The following is a 22,655-nucleotide window of genomic DNA, read 5'->3' as shown; positions in this document are numbered from 1 at the left end:
TAGGGTTAGCGAATTACAGACCAAGATTGACTCCCACCGTAAACATCCGGGCGCGGGGATACGCGTCGTAGTCATCACCCCGGTTCAGGTTGTTCTGGCCCTGGTTGTTCACTTCCGGGTCAAATCCTTTGTATTTCGTGATCAGGAACAGGTTCTGGCCGCTGGCGTAGATCCGGGCCGACCGGATGTATTTGGTATGCAACGGAATGTTATAGCCCAGCGCCAGGTTTTGCAACCGCACAAAAGAACCGTCCTGAATGAAGAACGACGACCGGCGGAAGGAGATGAAATCCCGACGACCATCGATCACGGGCCGGCTGGCACCGGTATTGGTCGGTGTCCACGAATCCGTCAGGATGTCGCCAATCTGGTTGATTTTCTGGACCCCGTCGCCCATTTCCGACTGTTGCAGGTTCCGCACATCGTTGCCGTGAACACCCCGGAAGAAGATCGAGAAGTCGAAGTTTTTAAACTTAACACTGGAATTCAGTCCCCAGGTAAATTTCGGGTTCGGATTGCCCATCACCACGTAATCGTCGGCGGTATATTTTCCATCGCCGTTCACGTCTTCGTATTTCGGATAACCGGCGCGGGCGGCAAAGGTCTGGGCTTCGTCGTCGGTCTGAAACAGCCCGACGTATTTGTAGCCCTTCCAGACACCAATCGGATTGCCGGCTTCTACCCAGCTACCAAAAACGCCCAGGTGGCCGCTGGTGCTGTTGGCGAAGAAGGGCGTGCTCTGTCCCAAATCGGTGATCTCGTTCCGCAACACCGAAATATTACCGCTCACATCCCATTTGAACGCGGCATTGTTGAAGATTTTGTAGTTCGTGGAAAACTCAAGACCCTTGTTGGTCAGCGCTCCGGAGTTCAGCATGATGGTGCTGAAACCCGTGCTTTGCGGAATGGAAACATCCAGGAGCAGATCCGTGGTTTTGTTGCTGAACACGTCGAAGGTCATCGACAGGCGGTTGTTGAGCAGGGCCAGATCCAGACCGAGGTTGAGCATCGCCGTACTTTCCCATTTCAGGTTGGGGTTCGCAATCCGGTTGGGGCCATAACCCGCAGCCAGGCCACCACCAAACACATAATTGTAGGTCGACAAACCGCCCAGCGACCGGTAAACCGGGATTTGTGAATTACCCGTCAAACCGTAGCTGGCCCGGATTTTAACGTCGTCAAACACATTTTTCAGAGCCGAATTCTGGAAGAAATCTTCGTTTACCAGACGCCAGCCAACGGCCGCCGAAGGGAACGTGGCCCATTTGTTGCTCGGACCAAACCGCGACGAACCATCGCGCCGGAACGTGACCGTAAACAGGTAGCGGTCTTTCAGGTTGTAATTCACCCGGCCCAGCAACGATTGCAACGTCCAGTCCTGACGCCCGGAATTGGGAATCTGCGGTCTGCTGCCGTTTTGCATGTTAACCGACTCCGGATCATCCGAAGGCAGCCCGCGCGTCGACGCCGAGTTGAACCGGTTGCTTTCCTGCTGGTAAGTATATCCCAGCGTTACGTCAAGGTTGTGGCCCGGCCGGATTTGTTTGTTGTAGCTCAGGATGTTCTCGTTCAGGATGCTGCTGACGTTGCGGTTGGCCCGTTCCAGTTGCCGACCATACTGCCGCCCGGTGAAGGTATAGTTGTTGTAAAACGTGTTGCGGGTGGCATTCACGACATCGGCGCCCAGACTGGTCCGGAATTTCAGTCCTTCGATGATGTTGACCGTCAGGGCTGTTGTCCCGAATAACCGGTTGATGTTATCCCGGTCGTAGCCTTCTACGGCTTCCGCCAGCGGGTTGATGTTGAAGCGTTGATCGTAGCTGGGGTAATTGTAATTGCCATTCTGGTCATACACCGCTACGGTCGGGTCCAGGCCCAGGGCCGTAATGATGATCCCGCCCGGGCCGCCCCGATCCGTGGCCACGTTGCTGCTTCCCGTCCGGTTATACGACCAGCTATTGCTGAGCGTGGCCCGGCCGTTGAGAAAATCGTTGTCGAGGTTCAGCCGAAAACCGTACCGTTTGAAAAATGTATTCTTGACAATTCCCTTGTTATCCAGATAGTTGGCAACAAAGGCATACCGCATCGCCTTGTTTCCGCCGGTAAACGAAAGCTGGTGGTTAGACAGTGCGCCGGTTTGCGTGATTGCATTCAGCCAGTTGGTGCCCTCGCCGATCTGGCTGATTTGCGCGTCGGTAAACCGCGGACTGCCGCCCTGGCTGCGTTCCAGAATGTTCAGATACCGGGCGTAGTCACTGCCGTTCAACACCTCGATGGGCCGCGCAATTTGCTGGAACGAGTACGATCCTTCGTAATCGACCCGGCTTTGGCCTTCTTTTCCGCGTTTGGTCGTAATCAAAACCACGCCGTTCGAACCCCGCGATCCGTAAATCGAGGTAGCGGAGGCATCTTTCAGGATTTCAATGGATTCAATTTCGTTGGGGTTGATGGTGGCCATCGCGTTGCTCGATTGCCGGTTCCCCGCGGTTCCCATGGCACCGTTGTCGGGATACATGGGAAAACCGTCGATGACATACAGCGGCTCACTTCCGCTGTTGATGGAGTTGGCACCCCGCACACGGATGGAAATCCCACCGCCCGGAGCCGCTGAACTCTGGGTCACCTGAACCCCCGGCGCCCGTGACTGAATGGCCTGATCGACCGAGACCACCGGCATTTCCTTAATGGCATCGGCTTTGATGGTCGAAACGGAACCGGTCAGGTCACTCTTTTTTACCGTACCGTAGCCCACCACCACCACTTCTTCCAGGCTGCGGGTGTCGGTCAGCATTTTAATGGTCAGGCTGGTGCGGTTGCCAACGACAGCTTCCTGGGTCACATAGCCCACGTAGCTGAATACGAGCGTTTCGTTCGGGCTGGCATTCAGTTGAAACCCACCGGAAGCATCGGTTGTGGTGCCCCGGGTCGTGCCCTTTATGGTAATCGTAGCACCCGGTATGCCATCGTTTTGCTCGCCAACCACCTTGCCCGTAATCAGGCTCTGGGCAAAAGTGGTCAGTGTGAGGCAAACCAATACCAGGGTTGTTTGCAGACACCGTATAGAATGATTCATACGTAAGAAAGGATTAAGGGTTTAGTTGATTAGTCAGAATTAGCCGATTGAATTGATGGTAGGCACAATAAAATCCAAATCATTATTTGCTAAATTCCATAACTACAAAGATTAAAGGCTTCAGCTCCTAAATCAATAGAGAGAATTTCGATTAAGATGGATAATCTTATGAAATCAATGCGCGATGAAGGTATCTTCCAGTTCTTCCAGCGTTTTTCCTTTCGTTTCGCGCACATTCCGGCGGACAAACCAGAATCCGACGAGGCAGATTACCGCATAAAGCCCGAAAGGTCCGTACGTGCCCAGTTGTTCGGCGAGGATCGGAAATGTGAAAACCAGAATGAAATAAGCACCCCACAACGCCAGAATCGCGACCGACGACGCCAGCCCACGAACCCGGTTGGGGAAAATCTCCGAGATCAAAACCCAGGTGATGGGTGCCAGGGAGGTGGCGTAAACGCTGATTGCCAGCAGCACAAAGACGGACAGCAGACCCGATGACGCACCGGTTTTCAGCAGCACCGCAATCACCACATACAGCACCGCCAGCCCCAGGGTTCCGATGAGCATCAGCGGTTTTCGGCCCAGTTTGTCCACCTGCCACATGGCCACCAGTGTGAACACCAGATTGACGATTCCGATGGCTACGGTTTCGAACAACTGCCGGTCGAGATTGGCTCCCACGGTCTCGAAAATCGTGGAGGTGTAATTGAAAACCACATTGATTCCGCACAACTGTTGCAGCACCGCCAGGCCAATGCCGACAATCACTGCCGGGCGAACGCCCTTCTCCAGCAGCATGGACAACGACGGTTTTTCGGCCCCTTCCATCGAACGATTGATAGCAATAACCGTCTGTTTCACAAAGGATTCGCCACCAATCCGGCGCAAAATCGTTTCACCTTCCTGCACCCGACCTTTCTGCACCAGCCACCGCGGACTCTCGGGCAACCAGAAGACGCCCAGCAGAAAACCGGCGGATGGCACGGCCCCCAACCCGAACATCCAGCGCCAGGCATCCGGGCCGTTGTCGGCCAGCGTATAGTTCACCAGATTGGTGATCAGAATCCCGATCACAATGGTCAACTGGTTGATGGAAACGTTACGGCCCCGGACTTCGGCGGGCGAAATTTCGGCAATGTAGAGGGGACTGAGTGTGGACGCCATTCCGACTCCGATTCCGGCCACGAAGCGCATGGTAATGAAAACCGGCAAGGTGGAGGAGAAGGCCATGCCCAGCGAAGAGAGCGCAAAAATGAGGGCCGCCACCATCAGCCCGGGTTTACGACCGTAGCGGTCGGCGAGAGTGCCGGCCAGCACGCAGCCCAGCATACAGCCGAGGGCCAGCGAGCCGGTCAGAAATCCTTCCCACCAGGCCGTGAGCCCAAAATACCCCCGCAGAAATGGCAGCGCTCCCGAAATCACGGCAAAATCAAAGCCAAACAGATACCCGCCCAAGGCCGAAATGAAAGCGATTCCAAAAATATAGTTGGCGTTAAGCCCGGTTTTTGCCATGGTGGTTTTGTTAAAGTATTCGGGTAATTTTTAGAAAAAAAGCGATACAGATGCGTATTTTTACAAACCATTCCTGACCCATACCTAGATAATATTGCGACATGATCAAAAAGAAAGAAGGCTTTGCCGGACAACGCAGTTATGTGTTGCCGGGCGAGTTAAAAAAACTGATTGCCGTTCATCCGCTTTGTGAGTCGTTGTACATCACCGATATTGGGTATTATCCGAAAGCCGCGTTTCATGATCGCGAACGCCGGAAAGGAAGCCCGCAGCATATTCTCATCTACTGCGTTCAGGGGGAAGGCTGGTACGTCCTCAACGACCGGAAACACCTTGTCAAACCCAATCAGGCCTTTATCCTGCCCGCTGACCTCGCCCACCGCTACGGAACCGACGCCCAAAATCCCTGGACCATCTACTGGCTGCATTTTACCGGTTCCAACGCGCATCATTTTTTGCAGTTTTTAAAGCAGGATACCGATCCGTCCCCGGTAACCGTGTCGCCCCAGCCCGAACGGTTTCAACTCTTCGACGACATTCTGTCGCACGTTGAAATGTCGTATAACATGGACAATATTGTGTATGCCAACAGCAGTCTGTCGCGGTTTCTGGCCACGTTCAACAATGCGGTTTATAACCCCAACCAGTTTGCCCAACCCGAAAATGACCCGATCAGCCGAACCATCGCGTTCATGAAAGAGAACCTGAGCAAGAACCTGACGCTGGAAGACCTGGCGCAGATTGCGGGCATGTCGGCGTCGCATTATTCGGCGGTTTTCCGGACCAAAGTCCAAAGTGCGCCCATCAATTTCTTCACCTTTTTAAAGATTCAGGAATCCTGTCGTTTACTCGAAAACACGCAATTGCGCATCAAGGAAGTCGCCTATCAGATCGGATACAGCGATCCGTACCACTTCAGCCGGGTTTTTGCCCACGTCATGGGCGTGTCTCCGCGCGACTTCCGCAAACTCCGGAAATCCTAACCCGACACTTCCTGCGCCGGTAGAAAATCGACCATTTTCCGGTGCAAAGCTGCGCCCTGGTGGTTGCGGTCACTGGCCAGTACGCCATCAAAACAGGCAAGAGCTTGTTCAACATGACCGTTTCCCAGGCCCAGATGACCTAAGCCCATCAGATACAGACAACTGATGCGGTTTCGTTCGTTCAGATCGGCATCAAACACCAGCAGATCGGGGAGCGATACCGCGAAATAATCGATCTTGATAGCGTCGTTCAGGTGCGTTTCTCCGTACTGAATCAGGGTCTTGAAGAGCTTTTCGGCCCGGTCGTTCTGCCCCAGTTTTTTCCGGGCTAAGCCCTGATAAAACAGTTTATCCGGCTGCTGATCGTTGTAGAAAACCGCCTGCACCGGCGCATCCAAACCGACTGATGCCCGTTCAAAATACGATCGGGCGGTTTGCGTTTCGCCCAGAGCTTCGTAGGCCAGTCCTTTCAAATAGAAAATATCGGGTTCCTGCACCCCGAACAGTTTGCCTTCGCCCAGATTGATTGGATAGGTTTCAGCGGCTGTTAGCAGGTCAAGGGCTGCGGCATACTCGGCATTTTGCAACGCCTGCTTCGCCAGCTCGATGTGACAAATCAGGTACTGGCTCACCACTTTGCCTTCGCCCCCCTCCCACGGATGAAACTGCCGGGTCACCAGCAAATCACGGGCTTTTTCATACGCGCCGAGCTGATTATACAGCGTGATTCGCTCTAAAGACAGGTCATCGCGCTCTTCGGTTGTATCAAGATGTTTTTCCAGTAGTGCCAGCCGCTCTTCGTGCGGGTAATTCAGCTTTTTATACAACTGATCCAACTCCATCAGTACCCGCGCATCGGCGGTATCCAGCGCAAAGGCGATTTCCAGAGACGCCAGTGCTTTGTCGGCCCGTTGCTGTTTGTTGTAATACGCCAAAGAGAGATTCCGGTGCACGGTGGGAAAGGTATTATCGAAATTCACTGACTGCTCCCAGGCGTCGATGGCTTCTTCATATTGCCGGTTGCCATACCAGAAATTGCCCAGAAAATACCAGGCATGGGCGTGATTAATCGGCTGATCATCCGGTTTTTGCAAAACCGCCCATTGCAAAACCATCAATTCTTCCAGCCGGTTGGGGAACACAAAGTCAGGACTGGCTTCGGTGGCTTTTTTGAGATGATCGTGAGCGGTTTCGGTCTGGCCCAACTGCGTGTTGAAAAAGGCCAGGAAGTAATATACCATCGGATAAACCGCCTTTCCGGTTGGCAGCAATTCCGACAGCAGTTGAATTGCTGCGTCGTATAAACCGGCCCGGCTGTAATCCAGCGCGTAGTCCAGGTAGGTATGGACGTTGTAGCGCATCAGGTCGTTAAGCTGGTTCCGCGTCTGGGCCGCAGCCGTTGCGTCGTCGGTTTGCTCGATAAGGGATTTTTCGAATAGACAACCGAAGTGAAAGCGGTCGATCGCCAGGGTGTCGTTGATGAGCTGCAAAGCCTCGTGGGTTCGCCCGGTTTTCCGCAGCAAAGCGACTTTCAAATGCCGCGCCGAATGCCCGTGCCAGTTACGCGCCAGTGAACGCTCGACCAGTTCGAGGGCCTGGGTATAGGTTTTTCGCCGGGTGGCAATGCGAGCCAGTTCCAGAAAGCTGGTGTCCTGCCAGGCGGCATTCCAGGTGGCTTTGAAAAACGCGTCAAAGGCTTCGTCATACCGCCCCAACCCCTGCAAACACAGGCCGAGGTTGTAATACGGTTCGCCATCGTACGGATTCGGATTGCGCTGAATCAGTGTCTGAACGGCTTGTCTGAAATACGGTTCCGCTTTGGCGAACTGACCGCGTTTCATATGCCAAAGCCCCAGGGCATTGTTGCAGCGCACATCCTTCGGATCACGGCGCAGGGCTTCCTCGTAATAATCGGTGGCGACATAGGTTGCGTGGCGGTATTGCTCGATGTGCAAACCCGTTAAATACAACTGCTCATTGTTTTCTACCTCGGCGGGGTCCAGAGCGGCCTGCGCCGGTTCTGGAATAACCGTTGTCTCCGTCCCTTCGTCGGGCTGGTAAGCAACCAGTTCCAGGCCGTCGGCGGTTTCGACACTCAGGCGGAGATGCGTGGAATTTTCAATTTCCAGCGGTATTTCATGCAGAAACGGTTGTTCCGGCGAAAGCTCAATCCGTTGTTCAAAAACCACTTCTACATTTTTTGTCAATCGAATGACGGCCCCGGCGTAAACGGCGGTTGCATACGCGCTGATCTGAACGGTTTTGTCAGTAAGTTCCAGATTGACAGCGGCTTCCTTTGTGGCATTTTTAACGATTCCAATTTCGCTGTAAGGCATGAAGTACTGCACAAACGTCCGTTCTTCATTGGGCATGATCCACGAAAAATCGGGTTGGTTGTCCGTAAAAACGCCGGTCATCAGCTCGATATACGGCCCGTCTTCGTCGGTCAGGTTGCGATCCCAGGCGTAGCCAAACTCGCCGTTGCCCCAGGTCCACTGCTTTTTACCGGGCGACAAATGGTGATTGGCTACGTGCAGCAAACCGCCCCGGCTGTCGTGCTCATAACCTCCCATAAAATCATACTTCGACGCCACCGCCATGTAGGACGTCGGCACCGGAATGTTCTTGTACCGCGAGATGTCCGTCCCCGGCGAATAATCCACTTTGTAGTAGGTCCCCGTGGCAATCGGAAACGACGAAACATCCCGTTTTCCGTGGTCGAAAACCGCATAGACATCCGGTGGAAAAACCGACTGGTAGTGATCGTTCACTTTGACGGCGGGGTTCGTCCACCACAGAAAAGTCTGGGGAACGGGCGTGCGGTTGTACAGCACGCCCTGAATTTCGAGGTAGGCTTTATCAGGATGCAGCCGAAAACCGGCCATGCCTTTGGTGTGAAACATCCGCTCCACTTCGCTGACCCACACGGTTTTGGAGCCGTCGGGATGCGCTTCGGTCGTATAATCCACCGGCTCAAACGTACTCGGGCGGTGGTGTTGCGGCCAGTTGAACTCGATACCGCCCGAAATCCACGGCCCCGTCAGCCCGACCAGCGCCGGTTTGATCACCTGGTTGTAATAGACGAAATGACGGTTTTTGATTTTATCGTAAGCCATCTGAATCCGTCCGCCCAACTGGGGCAACACCATGATTTTCAGGTAGCGGTTTTCCAGAAAAACCGCCTGATACGTCCGGTCCTCCTTGTGGTCGTCGATCTTTTCGATCACGGCGTGCGGATACACCACCCCGCTGCTGCCCTGATACACCCGTTTTTCCAGAAACATCGGATTTTTTTCGGGTGCGCCGACACCATACGTGGTAATCACAACCGATTCTTCCCACACAGTTACTTCCTGCAAAGCCATAAATAGAGGTCTGTCAAAATATTTTAGTCGTTTTTAGCGGGCGTAAGCAGAGACGTTTCGGCCTGAAACAACTGGTTTACCTGATCGAGTGCCAGCTCGTTCGCGGGTTTAAACTGGCCGCTGTTCATGTAGTTCAGCAGGCTGTATTTCAACTGCCGGGCGGCCGGGCGTTTGGCCAGATCACTTTCCAGGTCGATGCTGCACACCAGCAGTTTTCCCTTGCCAACCCGGCCTTCAAACGCCAGCGACAACCGGCGGTTTTCGAACCAGGTATCAATCGGCTGAATCAGCGGACGGAGGTTTTTCGGAAAATCGTTCAGAATGACGGTTTGGGAATGGCTGACCAGATCCTGCCACTGGTAGTTGCTGCTGGCTTCGGTCGGAAAACTGGCAAACAGCGGATGAGCCGGATTGCAAACCAGACCGAGCGTGTGCGGAGCCTGCCCCTTGGTCCAGGAGGTGTTCCAGAAAACACTCGAAAACCCAATCTCCACTTCAGCCCCTTTGCCTTTTTTGACGTGTCCGTAGGGCAACAGCAAAACGTTCGCGCCGTTCTGCAATTGATTGACGACATCGGGCGTCAACGTATGAGCAACAATAACTTTGCCCGTGGCCGCATCGGCATTGACGCCCGCCGGATAGACCCAGAAATTCCATGAATTCGTGCTTTCGGACCCTTTCAACGCGACTTTCAACGTAAGCATCTCCGGTTTTTTGAAACCCGCCAGCGGCAATTGAATGGTTCCGACCGACTGGAGGTTATCAATCGCTATTTTATCTTTGGTCAGCGAACCACTTCGTTTTACTTTACCGGCTGCATCGAGCACCTGCCAGAGCACGGTTTGGTTGGTCAACTCGCCCGCGCCAAAGTGGGCGATTTCCACAGCGGCCTGTAACGTTTCATTGTTTTCATACACGAGCTTTTCCATGCGGGCCAGCAAAACCGTTGGGCTGCAAAACGTGCGGTATTCCTCAGGGGTGGTGTAGCCTTTGGATTCCCAGAAAACATCCAGCGCGCCCACCAGCGCGGTGCCCTGTCCCGGAAAATCGTGTAGCCCCAGCAACTGAAAACCGGCAAAACCGGGCGTCCGCAGGGCCGCTTCGATGTCGGCTTTGTAGCAGAGCGTCTGCAAACGGCCCGACGAATGCAGAAAGGCTTCGGCCTGATCGCCCATGCCGTTGGCTTCGAGCGTTTCTCTGAAGATTTCAAAATTTTTCGCCCGCATCACGCCGGTGTATTTGGCAATCTCCTTGAAATTCGGATAAACGCACCACTGCCCGATTTCGTGGCTGACGTAGGGAGCCGTAGCGGTTTTGGTGATCTCGCGCCAGTCGTAGCTGGTTTTGGGCGTTCCCGCGTTGATGATGCTTTTCACGCCCTCGCCCCACCGCTGAATCCGGGCGTCGGAATGGATATGGAACTGACTCTCAGGAATCATCGGCCAGCCCGCGCCACTGGTGTAGAGTCGGCGGTTGTCTTTTTGCTTGAAATGATCGACCCAGCGACCCAGAAATTCGTTCTGCTCGGGTCCGGCTGGTTCATTGCCGTACGACATCATGCAAAACGACGGGTGATTGCCGTACGCTTTCAGAATGCGTTCCGATTCCTGGTAAATGAAATCGTCGATCACGCCACCGGTCCCGACGGCACTGCTTTGATTAGCCCAGAGCGGACTCTCCACGTATAGATACACGCCAAGCCGGTCGGCCACGTCAAATGCCGCTTCGGGCGGACACCACGAGTGAAAGCGCAGGTGATTCAGGCCGTAGCTTTTGGCGGTTTTCATGATTTTTTCCCAATACGGTTCCGTCGTTGGCGGATAGCCCGTCAGCGGGAAGGTGGCGCATTCGACATCGCCCCGCAGAAAAATCGGGCGACCGTTGATGGCCAGTCGCGTTCCGCTCGTACTCATTTCGCGCATGCCAAACGTCACCTCCCGTTCCGATAGCAACTCGCCCTGATCGCTGACCAGCCGAACGTGCAATTTGTACAGGTTGGGGTTAAACTCGTCCCAGCGTTGCGGATTCGGTATGGCATACGTTGGGTTTAACGTGGTTTCTTCGCCGGTGAACCGAACGGCCTGCGTGAATTCCGGCAAGGCCGCGCCATTTTTTTGCAAACTCCGGGCCTGTAGAATCAACTTCCCCTGAAACTCCTGGTGCCGGGGCTGGTGAAGCCTAAGCGCCACGTTGATCGATTGAGTTGCCAGATTTGGAAAGGCCTGAACGTCTTCAATATACGTTGGTGCTTCGGCGGTTACCGACAAATCACCGACCAACCCATTCCAGTTGGTTTGCGTATGATCGGCAACGCTGTGCGAATTGGGGCCAATGTGCAGTTTATAGCGGTTATCGACCCGAATAGCGATGGTATTATTGCCCGGTCGCAGGTGTTTGGTCAGGTCGAACTGGTGGGGAGCCACGAGGGAGTTGCGGGTGCCGCAGAACTGGCCATTAACGTATACCATTGTTTCCCAATGGCAGCGTTCCAGGTTCAGCGTCATGCGTTTTTTTGCCCAGTTGGCGGGAATCTCGATCTGGCGCCGATACCAGGCGGGTCCGGCGTAATACTTGACGGACTGGAGCCAGAACGGTATTTTGATGGGATTCTCGCGGTATTTTTTATAGCTGTCCGCAAAAAAGTACGTGCTGTCGATGACGTCGCCCACCCAGGGCGTTTGCAGGGTAATGTCATTGCCCTTTCCATTTTCCGTTAAAGAACCCGGTAGCTTCACCCGATCGGGGTAGGTTCCCTGCCACCAATGTTCCCGCAAGCCCAGATCGGCGGGGTCTAAACGGAGTTGCCACTCCCCGGCTAACGAGATTTTAGATTGACTGACGGCTTGTGTAGAATTGGCAAGCCAGCTTCCGATTGAAAGGATAAAAATGAATAGTCCCCTTTTTTGCATTGTGAACCCGATCAGGCGGTTTATGATCACCCGTGATCTACCTAATCGTCATGCAAAAAACACAAATTCATATAAAATAAACCATAGAGTTTATTTGGGAAAAGATGGATAATTTAACGGAAATTCCGGCCACCTTCAACCAGAGGAAGGAGGCAGGCATTTCACGAAACAAAGCGATTAGAATTTTGGGCAGGAAAGTTGCTTGCGAGCTTTGCGGGTTTTCGGTTTGCCCGAAGGGAAATTCTCAAAGGTGTATGACAGCGAAATTTCGTGGGCACCCCCGCTGCCTGGTCCGAGCGAGGAGATGGTGGCGTCGTAACTGTAGCCAATCGAAAAATTGTCCTGACGAAAACCGGCCAAAACAATCAGTGATTCGCGGTTGGTGACGCTTGGAGCGTATTTTTTCAACGGTAAACCACGGTACCAAAGCCCGACTACCATGGGCGAATAGGTCATGTAAACGCCCAGATCCAGTTGGTCGTACTTGCCCTGATACCGGTAGTTGATCGCGGGTGAAATTGTTTTTTCACGATCCCACTCGTCGCCCAGGCCGGTGAAACCCGCAAAGGGAATCCGCAGTCCCGCGTGGACGCTCCCTTTCATCGGAAGACGACTTTCGTCGCTCAGGACAAAAACGCCCTGATTGGGTCGCCCCAGGTGGTGAGCCGCCACGCCGATCCAGTACCAGTCGGAATACAACAAACCGCCGGTTGAAAAATCCAGGTAAGAAAGGGTTGGTGAGCCGTTGGAAACCACGGGGTCGGTGGTGGGATTGCCGGTAAAACCGCCGTTGTTATATTGATCGCCAAAAGTCAAGCCAAACCAGTTGATCGAGCGGTTTACGTAGGAGCCCTGAACGCCCAGCCGAACGAAGGTCTGTTCCGCCAACTGAATCTGGTAGGAATATTGTAATCCAATGTCGGTGGAACGGATGCGCCCCTGACCCTGGTTATCGCTTTGCAGCATCAAGCCGACCCCGCTGTTGTAGCGGTCGAAATAGTGATCGACGCTCACCATGGACGTGACGTAATTGGTCACGGCGGGCCATTGGTTCCGGTAGTTGACCGTTACCCGCGGAGCGAGGGCCGAACCGGCAAAAGCCGGGTTTAAGTACATGGGAGCCGCATAGAACTGCGAAAACTGCGGATCCTGCGCCCAAACCGTTCCGGCGATCAGCAAGCCAAAGAGGAGAAAAAGGTAACGTTTTAACATAACTGTATCTTTAGTGCAAACAACTTGCCAAACTGGTTCCGGGAAAACACTAAAACATAAACGTTTTTTTACCGTAAAATTGCACTTGACCGCCTAGATAAAGGTAGTGGTAACGGATGAAACGGATGAATGGATTCCTATAAAATTTTTATAGCTGCCGTTTCGTTTACAATAACGTACTGCCGACCTTCACTGTTATGTTCACAGCCACTGGGAAAACCGGCAACCTACTTGATTTTATTAGCAGCGAATGACAACCTATACAGGAATGGTACGGCGGTTGGGATGGATGCTTCTGTGTTGGGGGCTGTTTGCCGGTATGGCCCGGGCGCAGTCGGGCATTAAGGTGAGCGGCAAGCTTTGCATTCCGGATCCATCGTGCGAGAATGGCCCCGCCGTGATGTTTGAAGATACCGTGCCGAATGTACGCTCCCGAGTGTGGGATTTTGGCGACCCTTCTACTGCTGCGGATACGTCCACGGCGGCCAAACCGAGTTATGCCTATAGAAATCCCGGAGACTATACGGTTTCGTTGACCCGGACACTCCAAAACGGGACGACACTGCAAACCGATACGACGATTACGATTGGCGTCCCTCCCACCCAGTTTCAGAACTGGCGGACGGACACCATGCTTTGTAACGGTCAGAAAATCACGCTTGATCCGTATCCTAATGGCGCTCCTGCGGGTGCCAGTTTTCTCTGGTATCCCAAAGGCGACACGACGCAGACCATTCAGGTCGATAGCGCGGGCTGTTATTCGGTGGAAGTCTGGATTGGTACGCAGGCGGATAAACAGAAAGTCTGCTCGGTGGAAGACCGGATCAATGTGCAGGTCTGTGGACAGCGGCCGGAACAGCAGGGTGCCAAGTGGTATTTCGGAAATAATGCCGGGATCGACTTCTCCGGCGGCAGTCCCACACCGCTGGACGACGGAAAACTCAACACCATCGAAGGGTCGTCATCGATTTCCAACACCAAAGGACAGCTTCTGTTTTATACCGGCGGGGTGCTCATTTACGACAAAAACGGCAACCTGATGAAACCGCTCAACCCGGCGGATACGGCCCAGTTGCAGGGGAGCCAGACCTCGACGCAGTCGGCCTTGATTGTGCCACAACCCACCTGTAAAGGCTGTGAATACCTCTACCGGGTGTATACAACCTCCGAAATCAACGGCAAAAAAATCCTGAGTGTCAGTGTGGTCGATATGCGGTATAACCAGGGAACGGGTGCCATTATCGAAAAAAATACGCTGGTCGATTCGCTGACGACGGAGCGGCTGGCTTCGGTGCGGAACGACCGCGATACGACTTACTGGGTTATTTCCCACGACTTCGGTAACAACAAGTTCAAGGTTTATCACGTAACGAAAGCCGGAGTTGAAGGACCGGAAGAATATGCCCTCGGAATGCCCCACGACACCACGACGAAAGGCGAAGGCTACATGAAAATCGGTCCGGCGGATACGACCGGCAACGGAAACCGCCCCATCGCGGTGGTGGTGCCCGGTCCACCCACCAACTACGTCGAAGTGTTTACCTTCAACGATTCGACCGGAGTCATGACGGCCGGGCCAGCCATTAACATCGGCCCCGCCCCGCCCAAAGCCTATGGGGTGGAGTTTTCGCCGGATGGGTCGAAACTCTACGTTTCGTTACAGGGTGATACGGCCAATGCCTCCCAGATTCTGATTTATGACCTGACGAATCCGGACCCGGCCGCCATTGAAGCGTCCAAAACCGTGCTGGATAGTACCAAAAGCCGACAGTATGGGGCCTTGCAAATCGGTTCCGACGGGAAAATCTATGTGGCTATCAAGGATGGAACCAGCCTGGGGGTGATCGACAACCCGAACGATGAACTGCTTGCTCCTGCCACCTTCGATCCGAATGGTCTCAATCTGAACGGGCCAACCAGCCAGTTGGGTTTGCCCAACATGGTCGCCAACTTCAACGAACCGTCCAGTTCACCCGGTTTTTCGTACGCTGACACCTGCGCCGGTTCGCCCACGCAGTTTACGGTGACGCCCATGTGTCCGCCATTGAAAGAAAGTTATACCTGGAATTGGGGGGATGGAAGTGCGCCGTTTAGTACAACTGCTACTCAAGCAACGCACACTTACAATGAACCTGGGGTTTATCCTGTTACTCTACGAATCGTAACAGTACGCTCAGATGGCGAAGTTTGTAAAGATACTTTGATTCCTCAGGATGTAACCATTGTTCGGACGCCTGACCCGATCAATCTGGGGCCGGACATTGACAGTTGCAAGAATATGGTGACGCTGGACGCCAAAGTGGAGGCCAGTGTCTACATCTGGATCCGAAACGGGCGATTGATACGAGGGTATAACGAGCGAACATTACCCGTGACCGTGCCCGGATCGCCGGGCTATAACGGCATAACATCCGGACTTTTTGTCGTTATTGCTGCGAATGGCGGTTGTTTTTCAAGTGACACAATTCGAGTTTCATTACGCCGTCCGCCCAATTTCACATTGGGTCCCGACACCACGCTCTGTCTGAACAGTTCCCTGACGTTGACCGCCCGGGGCAGTGGCTGGAACAGCTTCCAGTGGAGCAACGGTTCCACCGAGCGGGAAACGACCATCACGCAGGCAGGAACGTATTCGGTCATTGTTCGGGATGTGAACGGCTGCGAGAATACCGATACCGTCGCGGTGGTCGCTTTACCCAAACCGGTCGTTACGGCTTTCATGACTCCTCCCACGGGTTGTACGACAACCGACGGCAGCATCCGGCTCAGCGTTGGGTCGGCCACCGTTCGGCGGTTTGAATGGAGTTCTGGTGGGCAACCGCTCAGTGATACGACCGCGCTGTTGCAGGGTATTCGCGATGGTGAGTATACCGTGCGGATCATCAGCGACAACGCCTGTACGGTCGACACGACCTTAACGCTTCGATCCAACAACAGCATTGAGGTTCAGGCCAATCCGCAGACGGCTTTGTGTACGATTCCGCAGAGTGGTTCCATTCGACTCACCATTGTGCGGGGACGACCGACCGAGTTTATCTGGCGGGATGCCGATGGCGCGGTGGTGGGCAACGGTTCTGGCCTGACGGGGATCAACGGTGGCGTTTACAGCCTTGAAGCCCGCGATACGGGGGGCTGTCTGGATACGCTGAACAATATCCGCGTTCCGGTCGACACCACCGGTTTTGTGTCCCTGGGGCCTGATCGCGGCAAATGCATTGGCGATACGATTCAACTGTCGACGCTGGTGCAAACGCCCGGCGATGTTTACCTCTGGAACAGTGGTCAGAACACGCCTTCGATCAATGTAACGACGGCTGGTCCTTACCGCCTGACGGTTCGCAACTCGATCACGGGTTGCCAGGGTTCCGACGAAGTAGTAGTTACTTTCAACGCAAAACCGGTCGTGGAAGCCGGGCTTCCGCAGGAAATATGCGCCAATTCGCCCAGTTTTACACTCAGTGGCGCGACACCCCTGGGGGGATTCTGGACGGGCCGGGGCGTCGACAGTACCGGTCGTTTCACCCCCGCCGATAGTCTGGCCGGGCCGAATCCCATCGTACTGACCTATTCGGCTTCTCAGGGTGGTTGTGTGGCCTTCGACCGCAAGATTGTCTTTGTTCAGCTTCCGCCAACGGTGAGCCTGGGTCCCGACACGACCCTGTGTCCGTCGCCAACACTGCGGTTGGAAGTAACCGCATCGGCCGGGGCAACCTATCGGTGGTCGACGGGGGCCACCACATCGTCTATTCAACCCACCACATCCGGTAGTTACTCCGTCGTCGCGACGTCAGGAGCCTGTACGGCGACCGATGAGGTGAAACTGACCTTTTTGCCATTACCGACTTTCGATCTGACGCGGGAGGTTCCGCTGTGCGTCGGCGATCAGGGTCGGGCGGTTTTGCAGGTATCCGGAAACAGCACGCTGACGTATTTCTGGCCCCATTCCGGCGATTCAACGCCCCGAATAACCGTTCTTGAAGTAGGCCGTTATGCCGTTCGGGTGACAGGTGCTAATGGCTGTGCGGCTCTGGATACGGCGGTGGTGGTGGACAAGTGCGAGCCCCGGGTCGTGATTCCCGATGCCTTTACGCCCAATGGCGACGGTAACAATGATTTACTGGATGTTTTTACGTCTTACGTAACGGATTTTGAGCTTCGGGTCTTCAACCGCTGGGGCGAAGTGATCTTCGTTTCCAATGATCCGGAACAAAAATGGGATGGCAATTACCGGGGGCAGGCCTATCCGTCGATGGTGTATGCCTATACGGTAAACTTCAAAAGTCTCTATTATCCGGAGCGGCCAAAAGTGCTGAAACGCGGTTCGATTCTACTGGTTCGATAGTGGAAATATGCCCGAAATTCTGTATATTTGAATGAAATCAGTGTCTGTATAAGTGTCTGAAAAACAGGCCCTGTTTTAAGTGTAAACAACAAATACGTTCATTCAAATACCGATGCGGAAAGACATTTTGAAAGGTACCAACGAAGGGATGACGGCCACCGAAAAGGAGATCGAACGCGCCTTGCGGCCGCTGTCGTTCGAAGACTTTACGGGTCAGGCCAAAATACTCGAAAACCTGCGGATTTTTGTACAGGCCGCCCTCCAGCGTGGCGAAGCGCTCGACCACGTTCTGCTTCATGGCCCTCCGGGTTTGGGCAAAACCACCCTCTCGCACATCGTTGCCAATGAGCTGAATGCCAGCATCAAGATGACCTCCGGCCCGGTGCTCGACAAGCCGAGCGACCTTGCCGGTCTGCTGACCAATTTGCAGGAAAACGATGTGCTGTTTATCGACGAGATTCACCGGCTCAACCCCGTGGTGGAGGAATACCTGTACTCGGCGATGGAAGATTACAAAATCGACATCATGCTCGATTCCGGCCCGAACGCCCGAACCGTTCAGATTAAACTGAACCCGTTTACGCTGATCGGAGCCACCACCCGTGCCGGTTTGCTGACGTCGCCGTTGCGGGCGCGGTTTGGGATCAACGCCCGGCTGGAATATTACGATGCGGCTTTGCTGACCACGATTGTCAACCGGTCGGCGGCTATTCTGGGAACACCCATCGAGTCCGATGGGGCCTACGAAATTGCCCGCCGGAGTCGCGGAACGCCCCGGATTGCCAACAACCTGCTTCGCCGGACGCGCGATTTTGCGCAGGTAAAAGGCAAAGGAATCATTACGGTTGCGATTGCCGAAATGGCTCTGCGGGCGCTCGATGTGGATCAAAATGGTCTCGACGAGATGGACAACCGGATTCTGACGACGATCATTGATAAATTCAAGGGTGGGCCGGTTGGGCTGTCGACCATTGCGACGGCCTGTGGCGATGAGGCCGAAACGATTGAGGAAGTATATGAACCGTTTTTAATTCAGGAAGGCTATCTGAAACGAACGTCGCGGGGACGGGAAGCAACTGAAAAGGCGTATAAACACCTGGGCATTGTGCCCGCGTACCGGGATGGGGAGTTGTTCTCCTGAAAAACAAAAAAGGGAAGCGTTACTGCTTCCCTTTTTTGTTACGCCAGAATTTTACTGCGGTAAATGCAATCGATAATTTCAGCTATCGAATTGTCTACCAGAAAGTAGTAAATGTTTTTGCCACTTCTCCGGATTTCAAGAATTCCTTTGTCGCGCATATTAATGAGATGGTGTGAGATCAACGACTGTTCCGCGTTCAGGTTCTTATAAATCGTTGATACGTTTAATTCTTTGTGCTCATTCAACATCTGGATGATCTTGATGCGCAACGGATGAGCGACGGCCTTCAATACATAAGCGGCTCGCTCAATCTTTTTTTCGTCGTTAACTACCGTTTCCTTTGTCATGATTCTGTGTGCTATTTAGGTACGTAAAGTAACTGAAATTTAGTTATTTATACGGGATAAGCAAAAAAATATGCTAGTAACATTGATATGTTAATCTATTTAAAAAGGGTCTAAAACCAGTTAAGCAGGGCAACGTAATTAGCAGACAAATTCGGTTGGGTGTCCGGTTATTTGCGGCCTTTCCAACCAATCAGAAAGACGCCGAGCAATACCAGTAATGTACCGAAAAGCTGGGAAATCGAGATGGTTTCGTCTAAAAGCGTGGTTGCCAGAACGATGGTGAAAATGGGGCCGATGCTGGCGACAATGGAAGCATTGCCGGACCCGATGCGTTTGATGCCCTCGGCGATCATGAACGTCGGAATCACGGTGACCAAAACCGCCATCAGCAGGGCCAGCCCGTATACCGGAGCGGCAAACCGGAACAGATCCAGGCCGTTGGCGATCAGGCAATGGAAAACGATGGCCAGGGTGGCCGCAATCATGGCGTAGCAGGTGTACCGCTGGGCGCCCACGCGGGCAATCATCGTATCGCTGCCCACCAGATAAACCGCATAGACCAGACCACTCAGAATGACCCAGAACGCCCCCAAAAACACGTCTTTCTGCTGCCCGGAATTGATGTTAGGGGCAAACGCCACCATGATCCCGGCATACGTCAGCAGCACCGCCAGAATCTGCAACCGGTTGACTTTACGGCCATACACCACCCTGCCGAGCAGCAGGACAAACGTGGGATAGACAAACAGCAGAATCCGCTCCAGACTGGCCGTGATGTAAACCAGACCCAGGAAGTTCAGGAAACTAGCGATGTAGTAGCCCGTCAGGCCGAGCATACCCAACTTTAACCAGTTTTGAATGGATAAACGGGCTGGCGCAAGCCGTCGTGACAGATTCAAAGCAATGACCACATAAAACGGCAATGCAAAGACCATCCGCAGCGTCAGCAGCGAAATCGCGTCGATCGGATACTGGTAGGCCATTTTGATTAAGATGCCCTTTAAGGCAAAACAAAACGCTGCCAGAAAAACCAGCAGCGCTCCAATCCAATACCGTGTCCGAGTTGATGCCGTTGTCTGCGGACCCCTCATTTTTGCCGGAAAAATATCGTTATCGGTGCTCCGTCGAACCCGAAGTGATCGCGGAGTTTGTTTTCCAGATACCGGGTATACGGTTCCTTGATGTACTGCGGCAGGTTACAGAAAAACACAAACGTGGGCGAGGGCGTCGGTAACTGAATCATGTACTTGATTTTGATCAGCTTTCCTTTCGTCGCCGGGGGCGGGTAGTTCATGATTTCCTGCTGCATGGCCTCGTTGAGTTTCGAGGTCGAAATTTTCTTGTGCTTGTTTTCGTAGACCTCCATCGCTTTTTCCATAACCTGGAAAATCCGCTGTTTTTCTACGACCGAAGCAAAAATAACGGGCAGATAATCGATCGGTGCCATGCGCTGCACGATCTCTTTTTTCCACGTATCGGCGGTTTTGGTATCTTTCTCGATGGCGTCCCATTTGTTCACCATCAGCAGAACCCCTTTTTTGGCCCGAACGGCCTGTCCGATAATGTTCATATCCTGCGCTTCCAGACCGCGTGTGGCGTCCAGCATCACAATCACCACATCCGACTCTTCCAGGGCCTTCAGCGAGCGCATAACCGAGTAAAACTCGATGTTATCCTTCACTTTGGCTTTGCGCCGGATCCCGGCGGTGTCGGTCAGGATAAAATCCTTGCCAAAAGCTTTGTAACGGGTGTCGATGGCGTCGCGGGTGGTGCCGGCAATGTCCGTCACAATGCTGCGTTCTTCGCCGATCAGGACGTTCAGGAACGACGACTTCCCAACATTCGGACGACCCAGAATGGCGATGCGCGGGATGCCCGCGTTCGGATCTTCGACGCCGTCGGACGGAAAATGCTTCACGACTTCATCCAGCAAATCGCCCGTACCGGTTCCGGTCAGGGACGAAATCGGGAAAGGATCACCCAGACCCAGCGCGTAAAATTCGCCGACGGAGTTCTGACGCAGAACGGTTTCGGATTTGTTGGCAACCACGATCACCGGTTTTTTCGACCGGCGCAGCACGTCGGCAAAATCCTTGTCCATGTCGGTCAATCCGGCCATGGTATCGACCATGAATAAAATCACGGACGCTTCGTCGATGGCGATCTGGACCTGTTCCCGAATCGACTCTTCAAAAACGTCATCCGATCCGACCACATAACCGCCGGTATCGATGACGGTAAAATACTTCTCGGTCCAGTCGGCATAGCCGTAATGCCGGTCGCGCGTCACGCCCGGCTGGTTATCCATAATGGCCTGGCGCTGTTCTACCAATTTATTAAACAGCGTCGATTTACCGACATTCGGTCGGCCCACAATTGCTACAATATTTGCCATGATTCACTTAGGAGGAAAGAAGGAGCCTTTTGGCTGGCCTTCGGTTATTCTTCGTACCCAAACCTCTTCAGCGACCGTTCTTTGGTGCGCCAATCGGGTTCAACTTTTACGTATTGTTCAAGGAACACCTTCTTGCCGAAGAAGCGTTCCAGTTCCTCACGGGCCATAATACCCGTTTTTTTAATCATTTTACCCCCTTCGCCCAGCAAAATCGCCCGTTGAGTAGCCCGCTCAACCAGGATTTCTGACTGGACAACGATGATGTCGTCTTTTTCTTTAAAGCCCGTGATGATCACTTCACAACTGTAGGGAACCTCTTTTTTGTAGTTCAGGAAAATCTTCTCGCGAATGATTTCTGAGGCAAAAAAGCGCTCGGGCCGGTCGGTCAATTCGTCTTTCGGGAAATAAGGCGGATGAACCGGCAGGCGGCTTACAATGGCTTTAAAGACATGCTTGATGTTGATGTCGGTGAGGGCGGAAATCGGAATGATGGCTTCGGATTTGAAGTTCTCCTTCCAGTACTGAATTTTCTCCTCCACCTGTTCGGGGGTCGCCAGATCGATTTTGTTGATAAGCAACAAAACCGGGGTCTGCGTTTTCTGCAACCGTTCGATCACGTCATTTTCGTCGTATTTCTCGAAAATGTCGGTCACGAACAGAATCACATCGGCGTCTTCCAGCGAACCGCGCACAAAACTCATCATCGATTCATGCAACCGGTATTGCGGCTTGATAATACCGGGTGTATCCGAATAGACCAACTGAAACTCCTGCCCGTCGTGCACCCCGTTGAGGATGCCCATGATGCGGTGGCGGGTGGTTTGCGCTTTTGACGTGATGATCGAAAGCCGCTCGCCCACCAATTGATTCATCAGCGTCGATTTGCCGACATTGGGCTTACCGATGATGCTGACATAGCCGGCCTTATGATCCGGGCCGTACGTTTCATTTGAAATATCCATGTAATTGACAACCAATGACTACAGAAAAAAACTCCCCTCCGACTAAAAAAAATAGCGGGAGGGGGCAGATTTTTTCACAAAGGTAATTGTTTTTTATGAAAAACGCCTTACCTTTGCAGTCCCAACATCGCGGGATGGAGCAGTTGGTAGCTCGTTGGGCTCATAACCCAAAGGTCGCTGGTTCGAGTCCAGCTCCCGCTACAAAGAAAAGGTCACACAATCGTGTGGCCTTTTTCTGTTTTCAAGCAGGCTGCTTCCCAAAGAGACCGGATCAAGTTTATTCGAAAGAGTGGATCAAGTACAAAAGTTGTGGAGTGCGTTGCATTTTTTTAGGTTTGTATTTTTCATCAAACCTGACCGTCTTGGAGAGTTTCCTGCCTTTAGTCGAATACCTGTTACCCGATTTTATCG

The 22,655-nt window shown here is 53.3% G+C and carries 12 protein-coding genes and 1 tRNA gene; 4 read left to right on the top strand and 9 right to left on the bottom strand.

Features of this window, described 5'->3' with window-relative positions:
- Nucleotides 1-13 precede the first annotated feature (13 nt).
- Entirely contained in the window at nt 14-3,073 is a 3,060-nt protein-coding gene (locus ACS5NO_RS31410; RefSeq protein WP_439418769.1) for a SusC/RagA family TonB-linked outer membrane protein, read from the bottom strand.
- 174 nt (nt 3,074-3,247) lie between these two features.
- Complete coding sequence (locus ACS5NO_RS31405) at nt 3,248-4,588, bottom strand: sugar porter family MFS transporter (protein WP_439418768.1); 1,341 nt, start codon at nt 4,586-4,588, stop codon at nt 3,248-3,250.
- A 101-nt stretch (nt 4,589-4,689) separates the two neighbouring features.
- Here ACS5NO_RS31405 and ACS5NO_RS31400 point away from each other — a divergent pair, with 101 nt between their 5' ends.
- The gene (locus tag ACS5NO_RS31400; RefSeq protein WP_150877386.1) at nt 4,690-5,571 is read left to right on the top strand and encodes an AraC family transcriptional regulator; all 882 of its coding nucleotides are present in this window, start codon (nt 4,690-4,692) and stop codon (nt 5,569-5,571) included.
- Here the strand turns inward: ACS5NO_RS31400 and ACS5NO_RS31395 are convergent.
- The 3 genes from ACS5NO_RS31395 to ACS5NO_RS31385 all read right to left on the bottom strand — a co-directional run bounded on the left by ACS5NO_RS31395 (nt 5,568) and on the right by ACS5NO_RS31385 (nt 13,057).
- Complete coding sequence (locus ACS5NO_RS31395) at nt 5,568-8,936, bottom strand: DUF5107 domain-containing protein (protein ID WP_439418767.1); 3,369 nt, start codon at nt 8,934-8,936, stop codon at nt 5,568-5,570. The two genes, ACS5NO_RS31400 and ACS5NO_RS31395, sit on opposite strands and share 4 nt — an antisense overlap.
- Nucleotides 8,937-8,959: 23 nt before the next feature.
- A complete protein-coding gene (locus ACS5NO_RS31390; protein WP_439418766.1) occupies nt 8,960-11,845 on the bottom strand; it encodes a DUF8487 domain-containing protein in 2,886 nt (961 codons plus the stop codon).
- 177 nt (nt 11,846-12,022) lie between these two features.
- Entirely contained in the window at nt 12,023-13,057 is a 1,035-nt protein-coding gene (locus ACS5NO_RS31385; protein ID WP_439418765.1) for a PorP/SprF family type IX secretion system membrane protein, read from the bottom strand.
- A gap of 250 nt (nt 13,058-13,307) precedes the next feature.
- Between ACS5NO_RS31385 and ACS5NO_RS31380 the strand changes: the two genes are divergently transcribed.
- Both ACS5NO_RS31380 and ruvB read left to right on the top strand, forming a co-directional pair.
- On the top strand, nt 13,308-17,399 hold the full coding sequence (locus tag ACS5NO_RS31380) for a PKD domain-containing protein (RefSeq protein ID WP_439418764.1): 4,092 nt from the start codon (nt 13,308-13,310) through the stop codon (nt 17,397-17,399).
- A gap of 112 nt (nt 17,400-17,511) precedes the next feature.
- Nucleotides 17,512-18,540: a Holliday junction branch migration DNA helicase RuvB gene (gene ruvB, locus ACS5NO_RS31375; protein WP_439418763.1), complete on the top strand. Its 1,029-nt coding sequence runs from the start codon at nt 17,512-17,514 to the stop codon at nt 18,538-18,540.
- A 38-nt stretch (nt 18,541-18,578) separates the two neighbouring features.
- On the opposite strand, the gene ACS5NO_RS31370 is transcribed toward ruvB, so the two are convergent.
- The 4 genes from ACS5NO_RS31370 to era all read right to left on the bottom strand — a co-directional run bounded on the left by ACS5NO_RS31370 (nt 18,579) and on the right by era (nt 22,244).
- Nucleotides 18,579-18,887 carry an ArsR/SmtB family transcription factor gene (locus ACS5NO_RS31370; RefSeq protein WP_138992908.1) on the bottom strand — a complete coding sequence of 103 codons (309 nt, stop codon included), beginning with the start codon at nt 18,885-18,887 and terminating at the stop codon, nt 18,579-18,581.
- A 167-nt stretch (nt 18,888-19,054) separates the two neighbouring features.
- Nucleotides 19,055-19,978, bottom strand: a complete 924-nt coding sequence (locus ACS5NO_RS31365) for a DMT family transporter (RefSeq protein ID WP_439418762.1) — start codon at nt 19,976-19,978, stop codon at nt 19,055-19,057.
- The gene (gene der, locus ACS5NO_RS31360) at nt 19,975-21,282 is read right to left on the bottom strand and encodes a ribosome biogenesis GTPase Der (protein WP_138992910.1); all 1,308 of its coding nucleotides are present in this window, start codon (nt 21,280-21,282) and stop codon (nt 19,975-19,977) included. The genes ACS5NO_RS31365 and der overlap by 4 nt, the downstream gene beginning before the upstream one ends.
- A gap of 44 nt (nt 21,283-21,326) precedes the next feature.
- Nucleotides 21,327-22,244: a GTPase Era gene (era, locus tag ACS5NO_RS31355; protein ID WP_114407539.1), complete on the bottom strand. Its 918-nt coding sequence runs from the start codon at nt 22,242-22,244 to the stop codon at nt 21,327-21,329.
- Nucleotides 22,245-22,372: 128 nt separating this feature from the next.
- On the opposite strand from era, the gene ACS5NO_RS31350 reads away from it, so the two are divergent.
- Nucleotides 22,373-22,445, top strand: a tRNA-Met gene (locus tag ACS5NO_RS31350).
- Nucleotides 22,446-22,655: the final 210 nt, after the last annotated feature.

The sequence above is a fragment of the Larkinella fluvii genome (assembly GCF_051857545.1).
In the GTDB taxonomy this organism is placed as follows: Bacteria; Bacteroidota; Bacteroidia; order Cytophagales; family Spirosomataceae; genus Larkinella.
Note: the sequence above shows the minus strand (reverse complement) of the source record. Positions and strands in the feature narration are given on the sequence as shown.